This is a genomic window from Roseovarius sp., assembly GCF_965228755.1.
In the GTDB taxonomy this organism is placed as follows: Bacteria; Pseudomonadota; Alphaproteobacteria; order Rhodobacterales; family Rhodobacteraceae; genus Roseovarius.
The window spans coordinates 915,067-931,288 of record NZ_CBDDIG010000005.1 but is presented as its reverse complement, the minus strand read 5'-3'; the positions used below and the strand labels follow the sequence as shown (position 1 = coordinate 931,288).

Genomic DNA, 16,222 nt, shown 5'->3' with positions numbered 1-16,222 from the left:
GGTTCAGATATCGAGCGTATGCTCTTTCTCCCACGCGGTGAAATGCGCGCAGAACCTGTTCCACTCGTCGGTCTTCAGCTTGATGAACGCCGCCGAGAATTCCTCGCCAAGCGCCGCCTTCAGCGCGGTGTCGCGGTTGAAGGCGCGGATCGCGTCCAGCATGTTCAGCGGCAGCTTCGGCGCCCCGCGCACCTTGTGGCCCTGGGCATACATGTCGATGTCATGCCGCTTGCCGGGGTCGGCCTTGCTGCGGATCCCCGACAGGCCGGCGGCGATCACCACCGCCTGCAGCAGGTAGGGGTTGGCCGCGCCATCCGCCAGCCGCAGCTCGAACCGCCCCGGCCCCGGCACGCGCACCATGTGCGTGCGGTTGTTGCCGGTCCAGGTCACCGTGTTGGGCGCCCACGTGGCGCCGGAACTGGTGCGCGGCGCATTGATCCGCTTGTAGCTGTTCACCGTCGGGTTGGTGATCGCCGCCATCCCCGAGGCGTGCTTCATGATCCCGCCAAGGAAATGCGCGCCCTGCTCGGAAAGCCCCAGTTCCCCGGTCGGCCCCTCGCTCTTGTCCGTGGCGAACATGTTGGTCTTGGCCTTCTTGCCCGGCGCATCCCAGACCGAGATATGCACGTGCGCACCGTTGCCGGTCAGCCCTTCCACCGGCTTCGGCATGAAGGTCGCGCGGAAACCGTGCTTCTCGGCCACCGACTTGGTCATGAACTTGAAGAAGGAATGCCGGTCCGCCGTCACCAGCGCATCGTCGAAATCCCAGTTCATCTCGAACTGGCCATTCGCATCCTCGTGGTCGTTCTGATACGGGCCCCAGCCCAGCTCCAGCATGTAATCGCAGATCTCGCGCACCACGTCATAGCGGCGCATCACCGCCTGCTGGTCATAGCACGGCTTCTCGGCGGTATCGAACTCGTCCGACAGCGCGCTGCCATCGGGCGTCAGCAGGAAATACTCCGCCTCGACGCCGGTCTTGACGTGCAGGCCCTCTGCCGCCGCCTCGTCGATCAGCCGCCGCAACACGTTGCGCGGCGCCTGCGCCACGTCCTCGCCTTCCATCACCGGGTTGGCCGCCACCCAGGCCACCTCTGGCTTCCACGGCAGCTGGATCACCGAGTCCGGGTCCGGCACCGCCAGCATGTCGGGATGCGCCGGCGTCATGTCGAGCCACGTCGCGAACCCGGCAAACCCGGCCCCGTCTTCCTGCATGTCCGCAATCGCCTGCGCCGGCACCAGCTTCGCCCGCTGCCCGCCGAACAGGTCGGTAAAGGAAATCATGAAGTATTTTACGCCCTTGTCTTTCGCAAAGGCGGCCAGACTCTTGGTCATACGTGAATGCTCCCGGTTGGTTTTTCTTTCAATTCGACGATCTCGAAATCCACGAGATCGTTCCAGTGCCCCACCCATTTGTCAAAGGTTTCGGGCACATCGGCCTCCATCAGCTGGAAGCAGGTATCGTCCTGCCGTGAAAGCCAACTGTCGAGATAGGCCAGGCCATCCGGCAGCATCCGGCCCTTTTCCGCGAACCGTGCATAGACGGCCGCGGAAGAGCCGGATCTGAACCGCTCGATGACCATGTATCGTGGCATCAGAACCCCTGGCCCGGCATCCCCGGATACCACGACGTGCCCGCCAGCGGCACCTTGGCCATCGCCGCCGCCTCCATCGTCAGCGCCGCCAGGTCTTCCGGCTCCAGATTATGCACGTGGTTCTTCCCGCAGGCGCGCGCCAGCGTCTGAACTTCAAGCGTCATCACCTTGAGATAATTGCGCAATTTCCGTCCAGCCTCGACCGGGTCAAGCCGCTTCGACAGCTCCGGATCCTGCGTCGAGATGCCCGCAGGGTCGCGCCCCTCGTGCCAGTCGTCATAGGCGCCGGCGGTGCTGCCCAGCTTCTGGTATTCCTCTTCCCATTTCGGGTCGTTGTCGCCGATGGCCACCATCGCCGCCGTGCCGATGCTCACCGCATCCGCCCCCAGCGCCAGCGCCTTCGCCGCATCCGCGCCAGAGCGGATGCCGCCCGACACGATCAGCTGCACCTTGCGGTGCATCCCCAGGTCCTGCAGCGCCTGCACCGCCTCGCGGATACAGGCCAGCGTCGGAATGCCCACATGCTCGATGAACACGTCCTGCGTCGCGGCCGTGCCGCCCTGCATCCCGTCGATCACCACCACGTCCGCCCCGGCCTTCACCGCCAGCGTCGTGTCGAAATAGGGCCGCGCCGCGCCGACCTTCACGTAGATCGGCTTCTCCCACGCGGTGATCTCGCGCAGCTCGAGGATCTTGATCTCAAGGTCATCCGGCCCCGTCCAGTCCGGATGCCGACAGGCCGAGCGCTGGTCGATCCCCTTGGGCAGGGTCCGCATCTCGGCCACCCGGTCGGAAATCTTCTGCCCCAGCAGCATGCCGCCACCGCCAGGCTTGGCGCCCTGGCCGACCACGACCTCGATCGCATCGGCCTTGCGCAAATCAACCGGGTTCATCCCGTAGCGCGACGGAAGATACTGATAAACCAGCGTTTTCGACTCGCCCCGCTCTTCCTTCGTCATGCCGCCGTCACCGGTGGTGGTCGACGTACCCGCCGCACTCGCCCCGCGCCCCAGCGCCTCTTTCGCCTGCGCCGACAGCGCACCGAAGGACATGCCCGCAATGGTGATCGGGATCTTAAGCTCGATCGGCTTCTTCGCGAACCGCGTGCCCAGCACCACGTTCGTATCACACCGCTCGCGATACCCTTCCAGCGGGTACCGGCTCATCGACGCGCCCAGGAACACCAGGTCGTCGAAATGCGGCACCCGGCGCTTGGCGCCCCCGCCGCGAATGTCATAGATGCCCGTGGCCGCCGCCCGCCGGATCTCGGCATTCACGTCCGGCGTGAAACTGGCGGAAAAGCGCGGCGGGGTCCGCGGGGCGTGTGCATTGTCCTTGGCCATGTCCTGCGCTCCTCAATAGGCGTTGTCGATGTCGAAGTTGTAAAGCTGCCGGGCCGAGCCATAGCGGCGGAACTCTTCCGGCTTGGCGTCCGATCCGGCCCGCTCCAGCAACTCGGCCAGCTTTTCCAGATGCTCCGGCCGCATCTCCTTCTCGATGCAATCCGCACCAAGGCTCTTCACCTTGCCGCGCACGAACAGCTTCGCCTCGTAGATCGAGTCGCCCAAGGCATCGCCCGCATCGCCGCACACCACGAGGTGCCCCGCCTGCCCCATGAAGGCCGACATGTGCCCCACGTTGCCATGCACCACGATATCGATCCCCTTCATGGAAATCCCGCAGCGGCTCGACGCATTGCCCTTGATCACCAGCAGCCCGCCATGGCCCGTGGCGCCCGCATACTGGCTGGCATCGCCCTCGACCACCACCGTGCCGCTCATCATGTTCTCGGCCACGCCGGGCCCCACCGACCCCGTCACATGCACCGTCGCCTGCTGGTTCATGCCCGCGCAGTAATACCCGGTCGAGCCCTTCACCTGCACCTCGATCGGCGCATCCAGCCCCACGGCAATCGCATGGCTGCCCCGCGGGTTCACCACCTCCCAGGCGGTCTCGTTGGTCTGCGCGGTCTGCGCCTGCAACGCCTCGTTCAGGCCGCGCAGGCCATCGGCGGCAAGGTCATAGGTCTGCATGTCTCAATGCCTCCAGAAATAGACAGTGGCGGGCTCCGGCTCCCACACCCGGGCATCCTCGATCCCCGGCAAGTTCACCAGCGCGCGGTATTCGCTGCCGAACGCCACGTATTGATCGGTCTCGGCCATGACGGCCGGCTTGCAGGCGATCGGGTCGCGCAGCACGCCGAACCCGTCCTTGGTGCCCACGACGAAGGTGTAGAACCCGTCCAGATCGTCGAGCCCCGCCTCCAGCGCCTCGCCAAGGCTGGCGCCCTCGCGCATCTTCCACGTCAGGTAGGCCGCGGCCACCTCGGTGTCGTTCTGCGTCTCCACCTCCACGCCTTCATGCTTCAGCTTCCGCCGCAGCGAGTTGTGGTTGCTGAGCGACCCGTTATGCACGAGGCACTGGTCCGCCCCGGTCGAGAACGGGTGCGCCCCCAGCGTCGTCACCGCCGATTCCGTCGCCATCCGCGTGTGCCCGATGCCATGCGTGCCGGTCAGCTTGGGGATATCGAAGCGCTTGGCCACATCCCCCGGAAGCCCGACTTCCTTGTAGATTTCAATGACTTCCCCGGCACTCATCACCCGGATCTGCGGATGATCCGCCTTCAGCGCCGCCCGCGCCTCGGCCATCTTCTCCTCGGGCAGGTCCAGCACCGCGTGCGTGTCGATCACCCGGCAGGTCACATCCGCCCCGATCGCCTTGCCCAACGCCTTGTCCAACCCCGCGAACCCCGACGGGTCCGCCGCCTGCACGGTCAGCTTGGCAAAGCCGTCACGATCCGTGCCGTAAACCGCGATCCCCGCGCTGTCGGGCCCCCGGTCCGACATGGTGATCAGCATATCCGTCAGCATCTCGCCCAGCTTCGGCTCGAGCGACTTGTCCTTCAGAAACAGTCCGACGATTCCACACATTGGCGTCTCCATAACCGGTGTTGGAGACAGGCTAGCGCAAATCACCCGCTGGTTCAATATCTGGAATTAAAATTTCCTCACAGGAATAACCCGTTTGGCCGCGGATCACCCGCCACCCTGCGGATAGGAGATCACCGACAGGTACCGGATCGGCAACCGGATCAGCTCATGCGGCCCGTGCGGCGCGTCCGCATCGAAGAACAGGCTGTCCCCGGGACGCAGGTGAAAGCTCTGGTCGCCATGGCGATAGCCCACCTCTCCCTCGAGGATGTACAAAAGCTCGATCCCCTCGTGCTGGAAGGTCTCGAACGTGTCCGATTCCTCGCTCAGCGTGATCAGGTAGGGCTCCACCACGACGCCGCTGTTATTGGCCCCGATATGCCCCAGCAGGTTGTACTGATGCCCCGCCCGTGTGCCGGCCCGCTCGATCTCCAGCGCCTCGCCCGCCTTCACATGCACCGCCTCCCGCCGCTCCTCGAAGCGGCGGAAGAACGACGTCACCGGCACCGACAAGGCCGCCGACAACGCCTGCAACGTGGTCAGAGAGGGCGAGGTCACCCCGTTCTCGATCTTCGACAGCATCCCCACCGAAAGCCCCGTCACCTCCGCCAGGTCGGCCACGGTCATCCCCCGCGCATGGCGAAACTCGCGCACCTCCCGGCCGATCGCCGTCTCGAGGTTTTTCTCGCGGCTTTCCCGAAGCTTGTGCGGATCCTGGCTGAGTTTCGACGCCCCCATGCGCGCGTGGCCTCCCAATTACGGAAAACCAAGGATGCGCAAAGCCCCGGCCGATTGCAAGCGCTCAGGCTTCCAGCTCGGCATCCCAGTAGAGGAAGTCGATCCAGCTGTCATGCAGGTGGTTCGGCGGAAACTTGCGCCCCATGTTCCGAAGCTCCTCCGCCCCAGGCGCGCGCGGCGGTTTCTGCAGCGTCATGCCCACCTGCCGCAGGCTCTTGGCGCCCTTCTTCAGGTTGCATCTCGAACAGGCGGCGACGACGTTTTCCCAGCTCGTGATTCCGCCCCGCGCCCGCGGTACAACGTGGTCGAAGGTCAGCTCGCCCTTCGAGCCGCAATACTGGCAGCGGAATTCGTCCCTCAGAAAAAGATTGAAGCGCGTGAATGCCACGCGCTTCTGGGGTTTGACGTAGTCCTTGAGGACGATCACGCTCGGGATGCGTATCTCGGTACTCGGGCTTCGGACCGTGTGTTCGTATTCGGCAACGATATCAACACGATCGAGGTACACCGCCTTCACCGCATCCTGCCAGGGCCAAAGCGACAGGGGGTAGTACGAGAGCGGCCGGTAATCGGCGTTCAAGACCAGCGCCGGATGATGCCTCAGCGCTGACGGCTCCCTGACAAATTCTGTTCTGAAATCCCCATCCATGACAGCCACTCGCTCCCGCCCGGTACACCTCTTGTTATTGCTCCGGGGCGGCACAGCCCGCCCCGTCGTGATGTTCACTATATATCGTGTTTCGGACCTGACAAGCCCCACGAATTGCGGAACATTTTGGGGTTTGCGTAACCTGATTCCGTGACCCTGATGTGACAGTTATCCACACCCCTGCCCGGGGTTTGTGCAACGATGGAACGCCCCTACATAAGGAAGATGACCTACCCCGCTGACCTGCCCCCGGCCCCGCCCCCCGGCGCGATCCTCGAATCCGCGCTCTACGCCGACAATCTCGACGCCGCCGCCGCCTTCTACGGCGAGGTGATGGGCCTGCCCGAGGTGCTCCGCGTCGAGGGCCGCCACATCTTCTACCGCGTGGGCGCCGGCATCCTGCTGATCTTCAACCCCGACGCCACGGTCGAGGGCTCCTCCAACCCCGACCTCCCCGTCCCGCCCCACGGCGCAAAGGGCCCGGGCCATCTCTGCTTCTCCGCAACCGCCGAGGAGCTCGACCAATGGCGCCACCGCCTGCAAGCCGCAGGCCACCCGATAGAGGCCGACTTCCCCTGGCCCAACGGCGCCCGCTCCATCTACTTCCGCGACCCGGCCGGCAATTCCATCGAGATCGCCGAACCCAACCTCTGGTTCAACAAGGACTGACCCCCGCCCCGGCTCCCGGGCCCGCCGCGCATCACCAAATCCCCGGTCAGCGCGTCTGGTCGGGCGAAAGGTCACGCGTCGCCAGCAGGACTGCCGCACCGATCATCAGCGCCCCAGACACGCGGTCGATGACCGTCATCGCCCGCCCGCCAATCTTCCGTGAGATCCGCGCTGCCGATGCCCCCATTGCAACCAGGATGACCGCGTCGATGGCCAGGTAGGTGGCTCCGAACACCGCGATCTGTGGCAGGAGCGCCGCGCCCGGATCGAGAAACTGGGGAAACAGCGCCGCGAAGAACAGCACCGCGTAAGGATTCGCCGCGGCGGTCACGAACCCCTGCCTGAACAGGGAAGACCCGCGCTCGTCCCGCCCCGCCGATGGTCCGCCGCCGGCCCTCAAGACCGTTCTGACGCCGAGCCAAAGCAGATAGACCACCCCAAGCCATTTGACGACGACGAAGACCTCGGCAGATGCCGCGATCGCACCGGCCAGTCCGAACCCGGCCAGAAGCATCTGGATGACGTTGGCCGAATGGTTCCCGGCGATGACCGGAACAGCCTTGCCGACACCGGCCTTCAGCGAATGCGCCATGAACAACAGCTGGCCCGGTCCGGGAGGGTGCGCAAAGAAGATCAGGACCGTGCCCACATAGGCCAGATAGGTTTCAAGTGTTATCGACACCCGGGACCTCCCTTTCACCGTCCGAACACATGTCGCCACGACCACCCTATGACGACACCCCGCAACCCTCAACGGAAACCGGGGGCCTGCCCTCCGCTACGCCCTGGCCCCCCGGGCTGCGCCGCGATCGAAGACCGCCCCGGCGCTTCCAGCAAGAAACGGGTTGCCCTGGCCACGCCGTGCCGCACGTTGCCCATCAAAAGGATGGTATCATGCGCAAGACATTCTCAGCCCCCGCATTCGCCCGTTTCCACGATCAGTGGCACCTCTCGCCCGGGCTGGACACCGGCGACTTCGTGTTCTTCTCTGGCGTGACCGGCTGCCGACCGGACGGCACGGTCGCCCGCGACCCGGAGGCGCAGTTCAGCGACGCGTTCTCGTTTTTCGGCGACACGCTGGCCGCAGGTGACCTGTCATGGGAAAACATCGTGGAAATGACGACATATCACGTCGATCTGCGAAAACACCTCAATGCCTTCATCAAGGTGAAGGACGCGTTCATCGCACCGCCCTACCCGGCCTGGTCATGCATCGGCACGACCGAACTGATCACCGAAGGCACACTGGTCGAGATACGCGTCATCTGCCGGCGTACCTAGCCACCGCAGCCACCCCGCCCCGCCCCCCGAGCCGGGGCCTCGCCGCGAAACCCGACCCGCCAAAACAAGACCCGCCCGCGCATCGGCCACCTGGCCCGTCCGCCATGCACACCGACGGGCCGCCGGGCAACAGCGCCGCCCGAAAGCACCAAACGCCCTTGGCAATTTCCCCGGACCATGGGTAAGGGAAGAAACTGGACCAAAAGCATAGTCGACCCGGGACCCCGTGAATGCACTACAGGCGTGAAATCGATGGTCTGCGGGCCGTGGCCGTCCTGCCCGTCATCCTGTTTCACGCCGGCATCTCGCTCTTCCGCGGTGGCTTCGTCGGCGTCGACGTCTTCTTCGTCATCAGCGGCTACCTGATCACCACCATCATCGTGTCCGAGCGCCGGCAGGGGTCGTTCAGCTTCCTGCGCTTCTACGAACGGCGCGCCCGCCGCATCCTGCCGGCACTGTTTCTCGTGCTGGCCTGCAGCGTGCCCGTCGCGTGGCTCTGGATGCACCCGCACGAGTTCGCGGATTACGGCCGCAGCCTCGCCGCGACGGCCCTCTTCATATCCAACGTACATTTCTGGGAACACACCGATTACTTCGCCCGCGATGCCGAGATCCAGCCCCTCCTGCATACCTGGAGCCTCGCCATCGAAGAGCAGTACTACCTCGTGTTTCCCCTCATCCTTCTGCTGCTCGGCCGGTTTCGACGCGGGGCCTACTTGCTGGTCATCGCCCTCATGGCACTGGCCTCCCTGGGGCTCAGCGAATGGGGCGCGCGGCACGAACCGGATGCCAATTTCTTCTTCACCCTCTCGCGGTTCTGGGAACTGCTGGCCGGCTCGCTCTGTGCCATCCTGCTTCTGGACAGGCCCCCGTGGAAAAGCCAGATCCTGTCCCTGCTTGGCCTCGGCCTCGTCCTTTTCGCCATTTTCGCCTATGACGACACCGTGCCCTTTCCGAGCGTCTGGGCGCTGGCGCCGGTCGGCGGAACCGCCCTTGTCATACTCTTCGCAGGCAACGGCACGCTTGTCGCGCGGCTCCTGTCGCTGCCCGCCTTCGTCGGCCTCGGGCTTATCAGCTATAGCGCGTATCTCTGGCACCAGCCGGTGTTCGCCTTCGCCCGCATCCGCAGCCTTCTCGAGCCCGACCCCGCCCTCATGCTTGGTCTCGCGGCCCTGTGCATTGCGCTTGCCGCCCTGACCTGGCGGTTCGTCGAACAACCCTTCCGCCACCGCCGCAACCCGGCCATCCGGGGGCCCGTCCGGCTGCTGGGCGTCAGTGCCGCCGGCAGTGCCGCCCTCGTTGCCCTTGGTCTCGTGGTCTTTCACAAGGGCGCCGCCCTGCAGCCCTGGCCCATGGACCCGCGCGTCATTCAGGCCGAGTTCGACACCAACGACCGCCTCAAACAGTGCCTGCCCTCCTCCATCGCCTTCGACTGGAAGGCGCTTGCCGCCGACTGCTCCGACATCAAGGGCAAGGACAGGCTGAACGTCGCCCTGATCGGCGATTCCCACGCCGATCACTTCGCCCGCGCCCTGCGCGAGCTTCCGGACCGGCAGTTCAATTTCTACCAGTTCACCGCCAACTCCTGCCCGCCATTCGCGGGGGTCCGGACCGGGAAACGAAACTGCGACCACTATTACACCCGGCTGCAGCAGGCCCTCGAGCAGACCGGCATGGATATCGTCATCATCGCCTCGCGATGGACCTCCTACGTGACCGCACAGCGCTTCGACAATGGCGAGGGCGGGGTGGAACACGGGGTGTCCGAGCCCATTGTGGTGGACAAGCTGCGCCGCGGAAGCGCCGCCTACCGGGATGCGGTCGCGGCGCACTTCCAGCGCGGCATCGAGACGTATCTGGAGACCGGCTACAAGGTGGTGCTGGTCCATCCCGTCCCCGAAGCCGGGTGGAACGTCCCGAGAATGGCCTACAAGATCGCCGCGTTCGAGGGGCAGCCTCTGGAAAACATCGAACTGTCCACAAGCCATCAAAGGTTTCTCGACAGGAACCACGTCGCGATCAACGCCTTCGACACGCTGACCGCGGAAAACCTGGCCCATGTCCGCCCGTCCGGGATCCTGTGCGACACGATGATCCCGGACCGCTGCGCAAACATCGCGTTGGGCCGTATCCTCTACCACGACGACGACCACCTCTCCACCCAGGGCGCCCGCCTGATCGCACCCGCCATCGAGGCCGCCGTAGAAGCCCTCGCGCACCGCCGGCCCGGCAAAGGCTCCTGAGCCGCGCTCGAACCACCCCGCCCCTAACAGGGAAACACGGACGCCGCCGCGCCAACCAGGTGGCAAAAGAAATTGATCACCCGCGTGGTGATCCGCCCCCGGTTGAAGGCGATATCCATCAGGAAGGCGAACAGAACCCCGACAAAGCCCAGGTAACTCCACCCCCAGTAATTGTTGAAGACGATCGTCCACAGCCAGTTCTGGTTGAACACGTAGAAATAGGTCGCAATCACGGTCGCCACCGAGAGCAACAGCGAAATCGGCAACAGGTGCGCGCTGGCCCGGCCCTTGAACACCGCCAGGGCCAGCGCCATCAGGAACACCACCAGGTTGGACGCGCAGAAGATTGTCAGGTCGCGCCGCAGCTCGGCAAGCACCTCGTCATACTCCGTCTCGATAAACGTCTCGATCCGCGCCCGCGCGTCTTCCGTCGCGCGCAGCACTCCCTCGAAAAACGCGGTGACGTCCTCGCGCACGGCCGCCTGCCGGTCGCAATCGATCTTGCAGCCCGCGGTCAGGACATCCGCGACGAACTTGTCGAACCCCGCCTCCAGCCGCGCCTTCTGTTCCTCGATGGAGTCCGTGAACCGCTCCGCCAGCCCTGCCGCAAGCCCCTTCAGCCGCCCTGCCCGATCCTCGAGCTGATGCGCGGCGATCGTCTCCTGGAACCGGTCGGACACCTGGCTCACGGCAAAATCCTGCACCATCCGGTCGATCCTGTCCGGCGCGGTCACAAGCACGACCAGCGCCGCCCCGAAGATCACGACGCCCGCAAGGCTCAGAAGGATGTTCAAACTGCGAAACCAGGCCAATCTCTGTATCTTTGACTTTCGAAAATGGTGTCCTGCCCAAAAGCTACAGGATTGGCCTCGCAACGCAACGCTGGCCCCGCCCCCGCGGCCCGCCCACGATAACCCGTTGCGCAACCGCCCCGGTGACATCGCCACAAAGAAAAGGGCCGAAGCTTTCACCAAGACCTTTAACAGAAGTGTTGATGATCTCGACCATGTAAGTCTCGATCACATAAAGGGCGATCGTCCGCTTCGAGCCCAAAGCTGACCTGACAATGAAGCGCGTGCGCGGAACAAAGGGCTTTAGCCCGCCGCGCATCGCCGGGCCGTACCGACGGCACGGCGATTTGGCAAATGGAGTGCCACGCTCGTTGGTCGGATGTACGTCGCAGCCATAAAGGGGCAACTACCACCGTCGGTTCGCCGCACCACGGCCCGTCGATGCGCGGCTTCGCACCGTCGGGATCCAATGACCATTCTGTCCGCAAAGCCGACCTCCGGGACATGCCAATGCCCCCGCAGATTTCTACGGGGGCATTGGCATATTCTGAGCAGTATTGCACATGGGGTCGCGCTTGAGTCTTCAACACATCCGGTAAGAGGCCGAAGCTGTCACCCCGGCCCCTTTCAAATCAATCCCAAAACAGACTCACCCGGCCTTCGCCACCGCCCGCTTGGTCATCACCTTCGCGATATGCGCCCGGTAATCGCCCGAGCCATGCACGTCCGCGATCATGTCCGAACCATCCAGCGACAGCCCCTCAACGGCCCCGGCCGAGAAATCCGACCCCAGCGCCGCCTCGGCCTCCGACCAGCGGAACACGCCCCCGTTCGAGGCGCCGGTCACCGCCACACGCACCCCGTCCGCGTATTTGGCCACGAACACGCCCACCAGCGCAAAGCGCGACGCGGGCTGCTCGAACTTCATGTAGGCGGCCTTTTCCGGCACCGGGAACTTGATCTCGGTGATGATCTCGCCTTCCTCCAGCGCCGTCTCGAACATGCCGGTGAAGTAGTCATCCGCCGCGATCTCCCGCTTGTCGGTCACGATCACCGCGCCCGAGCCCAACGCCCCCGCCGGGTAACACGCCGACGGGTCGTTGTTGGCCAGCGAGCCGCCGATCGTCCCGCGGTTGCGCACCGCCGGGTCGCCCACGCTCGAGGCCAGCGCCGCCAGCGCCGGGTAATGCTCCTGCGCCGCCACATCCGCATGGATCGTGGCCGCGCCGATACAGACCCGCCCGTCATCGTCGACACAGATCCCCTTGATTTCGTCGATGCCGGTCAGGCTCACCAGCTTCGAGGGCATCGCCAGCCGCTGCTTGAGCGACGGGATCAGCGTCTGCCCCCCGCTCAGCGCCACCGCGTCCTCGTCCGCCATCGCCTTGACCGCATCGGCCAGTGTCTTCGGGCGTTCGAAATCGAATGCATACATGGGTTACGTCCTCCTTACCCTTGCATCGCCTGCCAGACCCGCGAGGGCGAGACCGGCATATCGATATGGGTGACATTGTGCCCGCCCGATTGCAGGGCGTCGATCACGGCGTTGACCACCGAGGGCGGCGAGCCGATGGCCCCCGCCTCGCCACAGCCCTTCACCCCCAGCGGGTTGTGCGTACAGGGCGTCTGGCAGGAATGGTCGACCGCATAGAACGGCACGTCATCGGCGCGCGGCATGGCGTAATCCATGTAGGAGCCGGTCAGCAACTGCCCGCTCTCGTCATAGACGCACTGCTCCAGAAGCGCCTGGCCGATGCCCTGGCCGATCCCGCCATGCACCTGCCCGTCGACGATCATCGGGTTGATGATATTGCCGAAATCATCCGCCGCCGCGAACCGCTCCACCGTGACCTTGCCGGTCTCGGGGTCCACCTCCACCTCGCAGGCATAGGCGCCCGAGGGGTAGGTGAAGTTCGCCGGATCATAGAACGCCGTCTCCTCCAGCCCCGGCTCGATCTCCTCCAGCGGGTAGTTATGCGGCACGTAGGCCGCCAGCGTCACGTCGCCCCAGGCCACCGACTTGTCGGTGCCGGCCACGCTGAACTGGCCGTCCTTGAACTCGATATCGGCCTCGCTGGCCTCCATCAGGTGCGCGGCGATCTTCTTGGCCTTGTTGATGATCTTCTCGGTCGCCCGCACCATGGCCGACCCACAGACCGCAAGGCTGCGCGACCCATACGTCCCCATCCCGAACGGGATCTTCGAGGTATCGCCATGCACGATGTCGATCATGCCGGGATCGATCCCCAGCATCTCGGCCACCACCTGCGGAAAGGCGGTCTCGTGCCCCTGCCCGTGGCTATGCGCACCGACCATCACGCTGATCGACCCGGTCGCATTCACCCTGACGGTCGCGGCATCATACAGCCCCGCCCGCGCCCCAAGCGCACCCACCAGGGCCGACGGCGCAATCCCGCAGGCCTCGATGTAGCAGTTCACGCCCAAGCCACGCAGCTTGCCGTTCTTCTCGCTCTCGGCCCGCCGCGCCGGGAAGCCCTTCACGTCGGCGATCTCTTCCAGCTTGTCCATCGTCGCCACGTAATCGCCGGTGTCGTATTCCACCGCAACCGGCGTGGCATAAGGAAACTCCGTGATGAAGTTCTGCCGCCGAAGCGCGATCGGGTCCACCTTCAACTCCCGCGCCGCCTTGTCGATGACGCGCTCCAGTTGATAGGTCGCCTCCGGCCGCCCGGCGCCCCGATAGGCATCGACCGGCACGGTATTGGTAAAGACCGCCTTCACGTTCACGTAGATATTCGGCGTCTTGTAGTTCCCCGCCATCAGCGTCCCGTGCAGGTAGGTCGGCACGCAGGGCGCAAAGGTCGACAGGTACGCCCCCATGTTGGCATAGGTCTCGGTCCGGATGGCGGTAAAGTTGTTATCCGCATCCAGCGCCAGCTCGATCTTCGTCACGTGATCCCGGCCTTGCGCGTCCGAAATGAACGCCTCCGACCGGCTCGACGTCCACTTCACCGGCCGGTTCATCGCCTTCGCGGCAAAGGTCACGAACGCCTCCTCCGCATAGTGATAGATCTTCGAGCCAAAGCCCCCGCCCACATCCGGCGCGATCACCGTCAGCTTGTGCTCGGGGATGCCCAGCACGAAGGCCCCCATCAGAAGGCGGATCACGTGCGGGTTCTGGCTGGTGGTATACAGCGTGTAATCGTCGCCCGCCCGGTTATAGGCGCCCACGGCCACGCGCGGCTCCATCGGGTTCGCGACCAGCCGCTGGTTCACCAGTTCCAGCGTGGTGACATGCGCGGCATTCTCGAACGCGGCATCCGTCGCCGCCTTGTTGTCCTCCACGAACCCCCAGTCGTAACACAGGTTCGAGGTCAGATCGTCATGCACCTTCGGCGCGCCGTCCGCCAGCGCCGCCTTCATGTCCATCACCGCCGGCAGGTCCTCGATATCGACCTCGATCGCCTCGGCCGCATCCCGTGCCTGCTCGCGCGTCTCGGCCACCACGGCGGCGATCGGGTCGCCCACATGCCGCACCTTGCCCTGCGCCAGCACCGGGTGCGCCGGCTCCTGCATCGGCTCACCGTGCTTGTCGGTCACCTGCCAGCCGCAGGGAATGCCGCCCACGCCTTCGAAATCCTTGCCGGTGAAGATGCGCAGCACGCCGGGCATCGCCTCGGCCGCCGCGGTATCCAGGCTGGTGATCTTCCCATGCGCCACGTCCGAACGCAGGAAATGCACATAGGCCTGCCCGGCCACGTTGATATCGTCGGTATACTTCCCGGTCCCTGACAGGAACCGTACGTCCTCGCGCCGCTTGGTCGCGTCGCCTATGCCGCCATCCTTGGGCATGATCTGTCCTCCCTGAATAACTGAAACCCGTCCATCCTCGTCACGAGGCGCGCCGCAAAGGCGCGACGAGCCCGCCCTACTCGGCGGCGATCTTCGACGTATCCTGGCCGGCCGCGGCCATGATCGCCTTGACGATGTTGTGATACCCGGTGCACCGGCAGATATTCCCCTGCAGGTACGAGCGGATCTCCTCCTCGCTCGGGTTGGGGCTCTTCTCCAGCAGCGCCGCCGCCGTCATCACCATCCCCGGCGTGCAGAAACCGCATTGCAGCCCGTGGTGATCCTGGAACGCCTGCTGCACCTTGTTCAGCGTGCCGTCCGCCGCGGCCATCCCCTCGATCGTGGTCACCTCCGCCCCCTCGCACTCGGCGGCGAAGATGGTGCAGGCCTTCACGTCCTTCCCATCCACATGCACCACGCAGGCGCCGCACTGGCTGGTATCACAGCCCACATGCGTGCCGGTCAGGTGCAGGCTCTCCCTCAGGAATTCGACAAGCAGCGTCCGGCCCTCGATCTCTCCGGTCGCTGGTTTGCCGTTCACGGTCATGCTGACCTGGGGCATCTGGCTCCTCCCAAAAATGTTTATGCAATCGACAGGTTGGAGTTAAACACGCGACCCCTCACTTGAGAAGAATGTTTTTTCGCGCACCCGCCCGTGGCGATCAAAGGCCGGTTCCGGTCATCATTCACCCAAAGGGTTGACTGAAGGGCCGCCACGGGTTATTCACCCATATGGTTGAACAAGAATCGCCCCAACGACTGACCGAGATCTTCAAGGCCGCCGGCGACCCCACCCGCCGGGCCATCCTGACGCTTCTGGCGCAGGAAGGCCCACTCCGGGTCACCGACATCGCCGGGCATTTCGACATGAGCCTCAATTCCGTCTCCAAGCACATCAAGGTGCTCGAGGCGGCCGGGCTTGCCACGCGCCGCACCGAATGGCGCGAGCACCTGATCGAAGTGCGGGTGGAGGAACTCGAACATGTCGACCGCTGGTTCCGCGACCTCCGTTCGATCTGGGCCCTCCGGCTGGAGGCGCTCGACAAGCTGCTCACTCAGGAGACCGACCAATGACTGCCACCGATACCGACCTTACCCTCACCGTCGAACGCGTGATCGACGCGCCCGCCGAAAAGCTCTTCGACGCCTGGCTCGACCCCGAGACGATGAAACGCTTCATCTGCCCGTTCGACACCACCGTGCCCTCCGCCTTCTCCGACGCCCACGAGGGCGGCCGCTTCGAGGTGATGATGCGCGTCAACGGCAAGGACCTGCCCCACACCGGCACCTACAAGGAAATCGACCGGCCCAACCGCCTCGTCTTCACCTGGGAAAGCCACGCCTCGCGCGACGACAGCGAGGTCACGCTCACCTTCACCCCCGGCACCGGCGGCACCCATGTCAAACTCACGCAGGTCCGCTTCCTCAGCGAGGACCAGCGCGAAGGTCACCGCAAGGGCTGGACATCCATTCTCGAGAAACTGGCGGCCGTAGCCTGACCCCGGCGCCGGGC

At 64.9% G+C, this 16,222-nt stretch carries 17 protein-coding genes; 5 read left to right on the top strand and 12 right to left on the bottom strand.

The features are described 5' to 3' along the window. Positions 1-3 precede the first annotated feature (3 nt). The 7 genes from glnT to ACO07J_RS07965 form a co-directional block, all read right to left on the bottom strand. Positions 4-1,335, bottom strand: coding sequence for a type III glutamate--ammonia ligase (gene glnT / locus ACO07J_RS07995; protein WP_422027960.1), 1,332 nt, complete (start codon positions 1,333-1,335; stop codon positions 4-6). Beyond that, complete coding sequence (locus tag ACO07J_RS07990; protein ID WP_422027958.1) at positions 1,332-1,595, bottom strand: DUF3303 domain-containing protein; 264 nt, start codon at positions 1,593-1,595, stop codon at positions 1,332-1,334. Before ACO07J_RS07990 ends, glnT begins: the two co-directional genes overlap by 4 nt. Next, positions 1,595-2,938, bottom strand: coding sequence for an FMN-binding glutamate synthase family protein (locus ACO07J_RS07985; protein WP_422027956.1), 1,344 nt, complete (start codon positions 2,936-2,938; stop codon positions 1,595-1,597). Before ACO07J_RS07985 ends, ACO07J_RS07990 begins: the two co-directional genes overlap by 1 nt. A 12-nt stretch (positions 2,939-2,950) precedes the next feature. Then, positions 2,951-3,628, bottom strand: a complete 678-nt coding sequence (locus ACO07J_RS07980; RefSeq protein ID WP_422027954.1) for a protein GlxC — start codon at positions 3,626-3,628, stop codon at positions 2,951-2,953. A gap of 3 nt (positions 3,629-3,631) precedes the next feature. After that, complete coding sequence (locus ACO07J_RS07975) at positions 3,632-4,525, bottom strand: class II glutamine amidotransferase (RefSeq protein ID WP_422027952.1); 894 nt, start codon at positions 4,523-4,525, stop codon at positions 3,632-3,634. A gap of 105 nt (positions 4,526-4,630) precedes the next feature. Continuing rightward, complete coding sequence (locus ACO07J_RS07970; RefSeq protein ID WP_350126380.1) at positions 4,631-5,263, bottom strand: XRE family transcriptional regulator; 633 nt, start codon at positions 5,261-5,263, stop codon at positions 4,631-4,633. Between the two features lie 64 nt (positions 5,264-5,327). Beyond that, positions 5,328-5,912 (bottom strand): HNH endonuclease, encoded by a 585-nt coding sequence (locus ACO07J_RS07965; protein ID WP_422027949.1) that lies wholly within the window; start codon positions 5,910-5,912, stop codon positions 5,328-5,330. Between the two features lie 225 nt (positions 5,913-6,137). Between ACO07J_RS07965 and ACO07J_RS07960 the strand changes: the two genes are divergently transcribed. Then, positions 6,138-6,581, top strand: coding sequence for a VOC family protein (locus ACO07J_RS07960; protein ID WP_422027947.1), 444 nt, complete (start codon positions 6,138-6,140; stop codon positions 6,579-6,581). A gap of 46 nt (positions 6,582-6,627) precedes the next feature. On the opposite strand, the gene ACO07J_RS07955 is transcribed toward ACO07J_RS07960, so the two are convergent. After that, positions 6,628-7,281 carry a LysE family translocator gene (locus ACO07J_RS07955; RefSeq protein WP_422027945.1) on the bottom strand — a complete coding sequence of 218 codons (654 nt, stop codon included), beginning with the start codon at positions 7,279-7,281 and terminating at the stop codon, positions 6,628-6,630. Between the two features lie 194 nt (positions 7,282-7,475). Between ACO07J_RS07955 and ACO07J_RS07950 the strand changes: the two genes are divergently transcribed. Both ACO07J_RS07950 and ACO07J_RS07945 read left to right on the top strand, forming a co-directional pair. Next, positions 7,476-7,862, top strand: a complete 387-nt coding sequence (locus ACO07J_RS07950) for a RidA family protein (RefSeq protein WP_422027943.1) — start codon at positions 7,476-7,478, stop codon at positions 7,860-7,862. Positions 7,863-8,092: 230 nt separating this feature from the next. Next, on the top strand, positions 8,093-10,105 hold the full coding sequence (locus ACO07J_RS07945; RefSeq protein WP_422027941.1) for an acyltransferase family protein: 2,013 nt from the start codon (positions 8,093-8,095) through the stop codon (positions 10,103-10,105). A gap of 23 nt (positions 10,106-10,128) precedes the next feature. Here ACO07J_RS07945 and ACO07J_RS07940 read toward each other — a convergent pair whose 3' ends face one another. From ACO07J_RS07940 to ACO07J_RS07925, 4 genes are all read right to left on the bottom strand, one after another. Continuing rightward, a complete protein-coding gene (locus ACO07J_RS07940) occupies positions 10,129-10,917 on the bottom strand; it encodes a hypothetical protein (RefSeq protein WP_422027939.1) in 789 nt (262 codons plus the stop codon). 628 nt (positions 10,918-11,545) lie between these two features. Then, positions 11,546-12,331 carry an FAD binding domain-containing protein gene (locus ACO07J_RS07935; RefSeq protein WP_422027937.1) on the bottom strand — a complete coding sequence of 262 codons (786 nt, stop codon included), beginning with the start codon at positions 12,329-12,331 and terminating at the stop codon, positions 11,546-11,548. A 14-nt stretch (positions 12,332-12,345) separates the two neighbouring features. Then, positions 12,346-14,709, bottom strand: a complete 2,364-nt coding sequence (locus tag ACO07J_RS07930; RefSeq protein ID WP_422027935.1) for a xanthine dehydrogenase family protein molybdopterin-binding subunit — start codon at positions 14,707-14,709, stop codon at positions 12,346-12,348. A gap of 76 nt (positions 14,710-14,785) precedes the next feature. Then, on the bottom strand, positions 14,786-15,271 hold the full coding sequence (locus ACO07J_RS07925) for a (2Fe-2S)-binding protein (RefSeq protein WP_422027933.1): 486 nt from the start codon (positions 15,269-15,271) through the stop codon (positions 14,786-14,788). A gap of 170 nt (positions 15,272-15,441) precedes the next feature. On the opposite strand from ACO07J_RS07925, the gene ACO07J_RS07920 reads away from it, so the two are divergent. Then, positions 15,442-15,783 (top strand): ArsR/SmtB family transcription factor, encoded by a 342-nt coding sequence (locus tag ACO07J_RS07920; protein WP_422027931.1) that lies wholly within the window; start codon positions 15,442-15,444, stop codon positions 15,781-15,783. Beyond that, complete coding sequence (locus ACO07J_RS07915; RefSeq protein WP_422027929.1) at positions 15,780-16,208, top strand: SRPBCC family protein; 429 nt, start codon at positions 15,780-15,782, stop codon at positions 16,206-16,208. Before ACO07J_RS07920 ends, ACO07J_RS07915 begins: the two co-directional genes overlap by 4 nt. The last annotated feature ends 14 nt before the right edge of the window (positions 16,209-16,222 follow it).

Excerpts from the sequence above, each read along its gene's own strand:
- ACO07J_RS07930 (WP_422027935.1), bottom strand. The coding sequence starts at position 14,709 with ATGCCCAAGGATGGCGGCATAGGCGACGCGACCAAGCGGCGCGAGGAC.
- ACO07J_RS07950 (WP_422027943.1), top strand. The coding sequence starts at position 7,476 with ATGCGCAAGACATTCTCAGCCCCCGCATTCGCCCGTTTCCACGATCAG.
- ACO07J_RS07920 (WP_422027931.1), top strand. The coding sequence starts at position 15,442 with ATGGTTGAACAAGAATCGCCCCAACGACTGACCGAGATCTTCAAGGCC.
- ACO07J_RS07945 (WP_422027941.1), top strand. The coding sequence starts at position 8,093 with ATGCACTACAGGCGTGAAATCGATGGTCTGCGGGCCGTGGCCGTCCTG.
- ACO07J_RS07975 (WP_422027952.1), bottom strand. The coding sequence starts at position 4,525 with ATGTGTGGAATCGTCGGACTGTTTCTGAAGGACAAGTCGCTCGAGCCG.
- ACO07J_RS07990 (WP_422027958.1), bottom strand. The coding sequence starts at position 1,595 with ATGCCACGATACATGGTCATCGAGCGGTTCAGATCCGGCTCTTCCGCG.
- glnT (WP_422027960.1), bottom strand. The coding sequence starts at position 1,335 with ATGACCAAGAGTCTGGCCGCCTTTGCGAAAGACAAGGGCGTAAAATAC.
- ACO07J_RS07925 (WP_422027933.1), bottom strand. The coding sequence starts at position 15,271 with ATGCCCCAGGTCAGCATGACCGTGAACGGCAAACCAGCGACCGGAGAG.
- ACO07J_RS07960 (WP_422027947.1), top strand. The coding sequence starts at position 6,138 with ATGACCTACCCCGCTGACCTGCCCCCGGCCCCGCCCCCCGGCGCGATC.
- ACO07J_RS07980 (WP_422027954.1), bottom strand. The coding sequence starts at position 3,628 with ATGCAGACCTATGACCTTGCCGCCGATGGCCTGCGCGGCCTGAACGAG.
- ACO07J_RS07915 (WP_422027929.1), top strand. The coding sequence starts at position 15,780 with ATGACTGCCACCGATACCGACCTTACCCTCACCGTCGAACGCGTGATC.
- ACO07J_RS07935 (WP_422027937.1), bottom strand. The coding sequence starts at position 12,331 with ATGTATGCATTCGATTTCGAACGCCCGAAGACACTGGCCGATGCGGTC.
- ACO07J_RS07965 (WP_422027949.1), bottom strand. The coding sequence starts at position 5,912 with ATGGATGGGGATTTCAGAACAGAATTTGTCAGGGAGCCGTCAGCGCTG.
- ACO07J_RS07970 (WP_350126380.1), bottom strand. The coding sequence starts at position 5,263 with ATGGGGGCGTCGAAACTCAGCCAGGATCCGCACAAGCTTCGGGAAAGC.
- ACO07J_RS07985 (WP_422027956.1), bottom strand. The coding sequence starts at position 2,938 with ATGGCCAAGGACAATGCACACGCCCCGCGGACCCCGCCGCGCTTTTCC.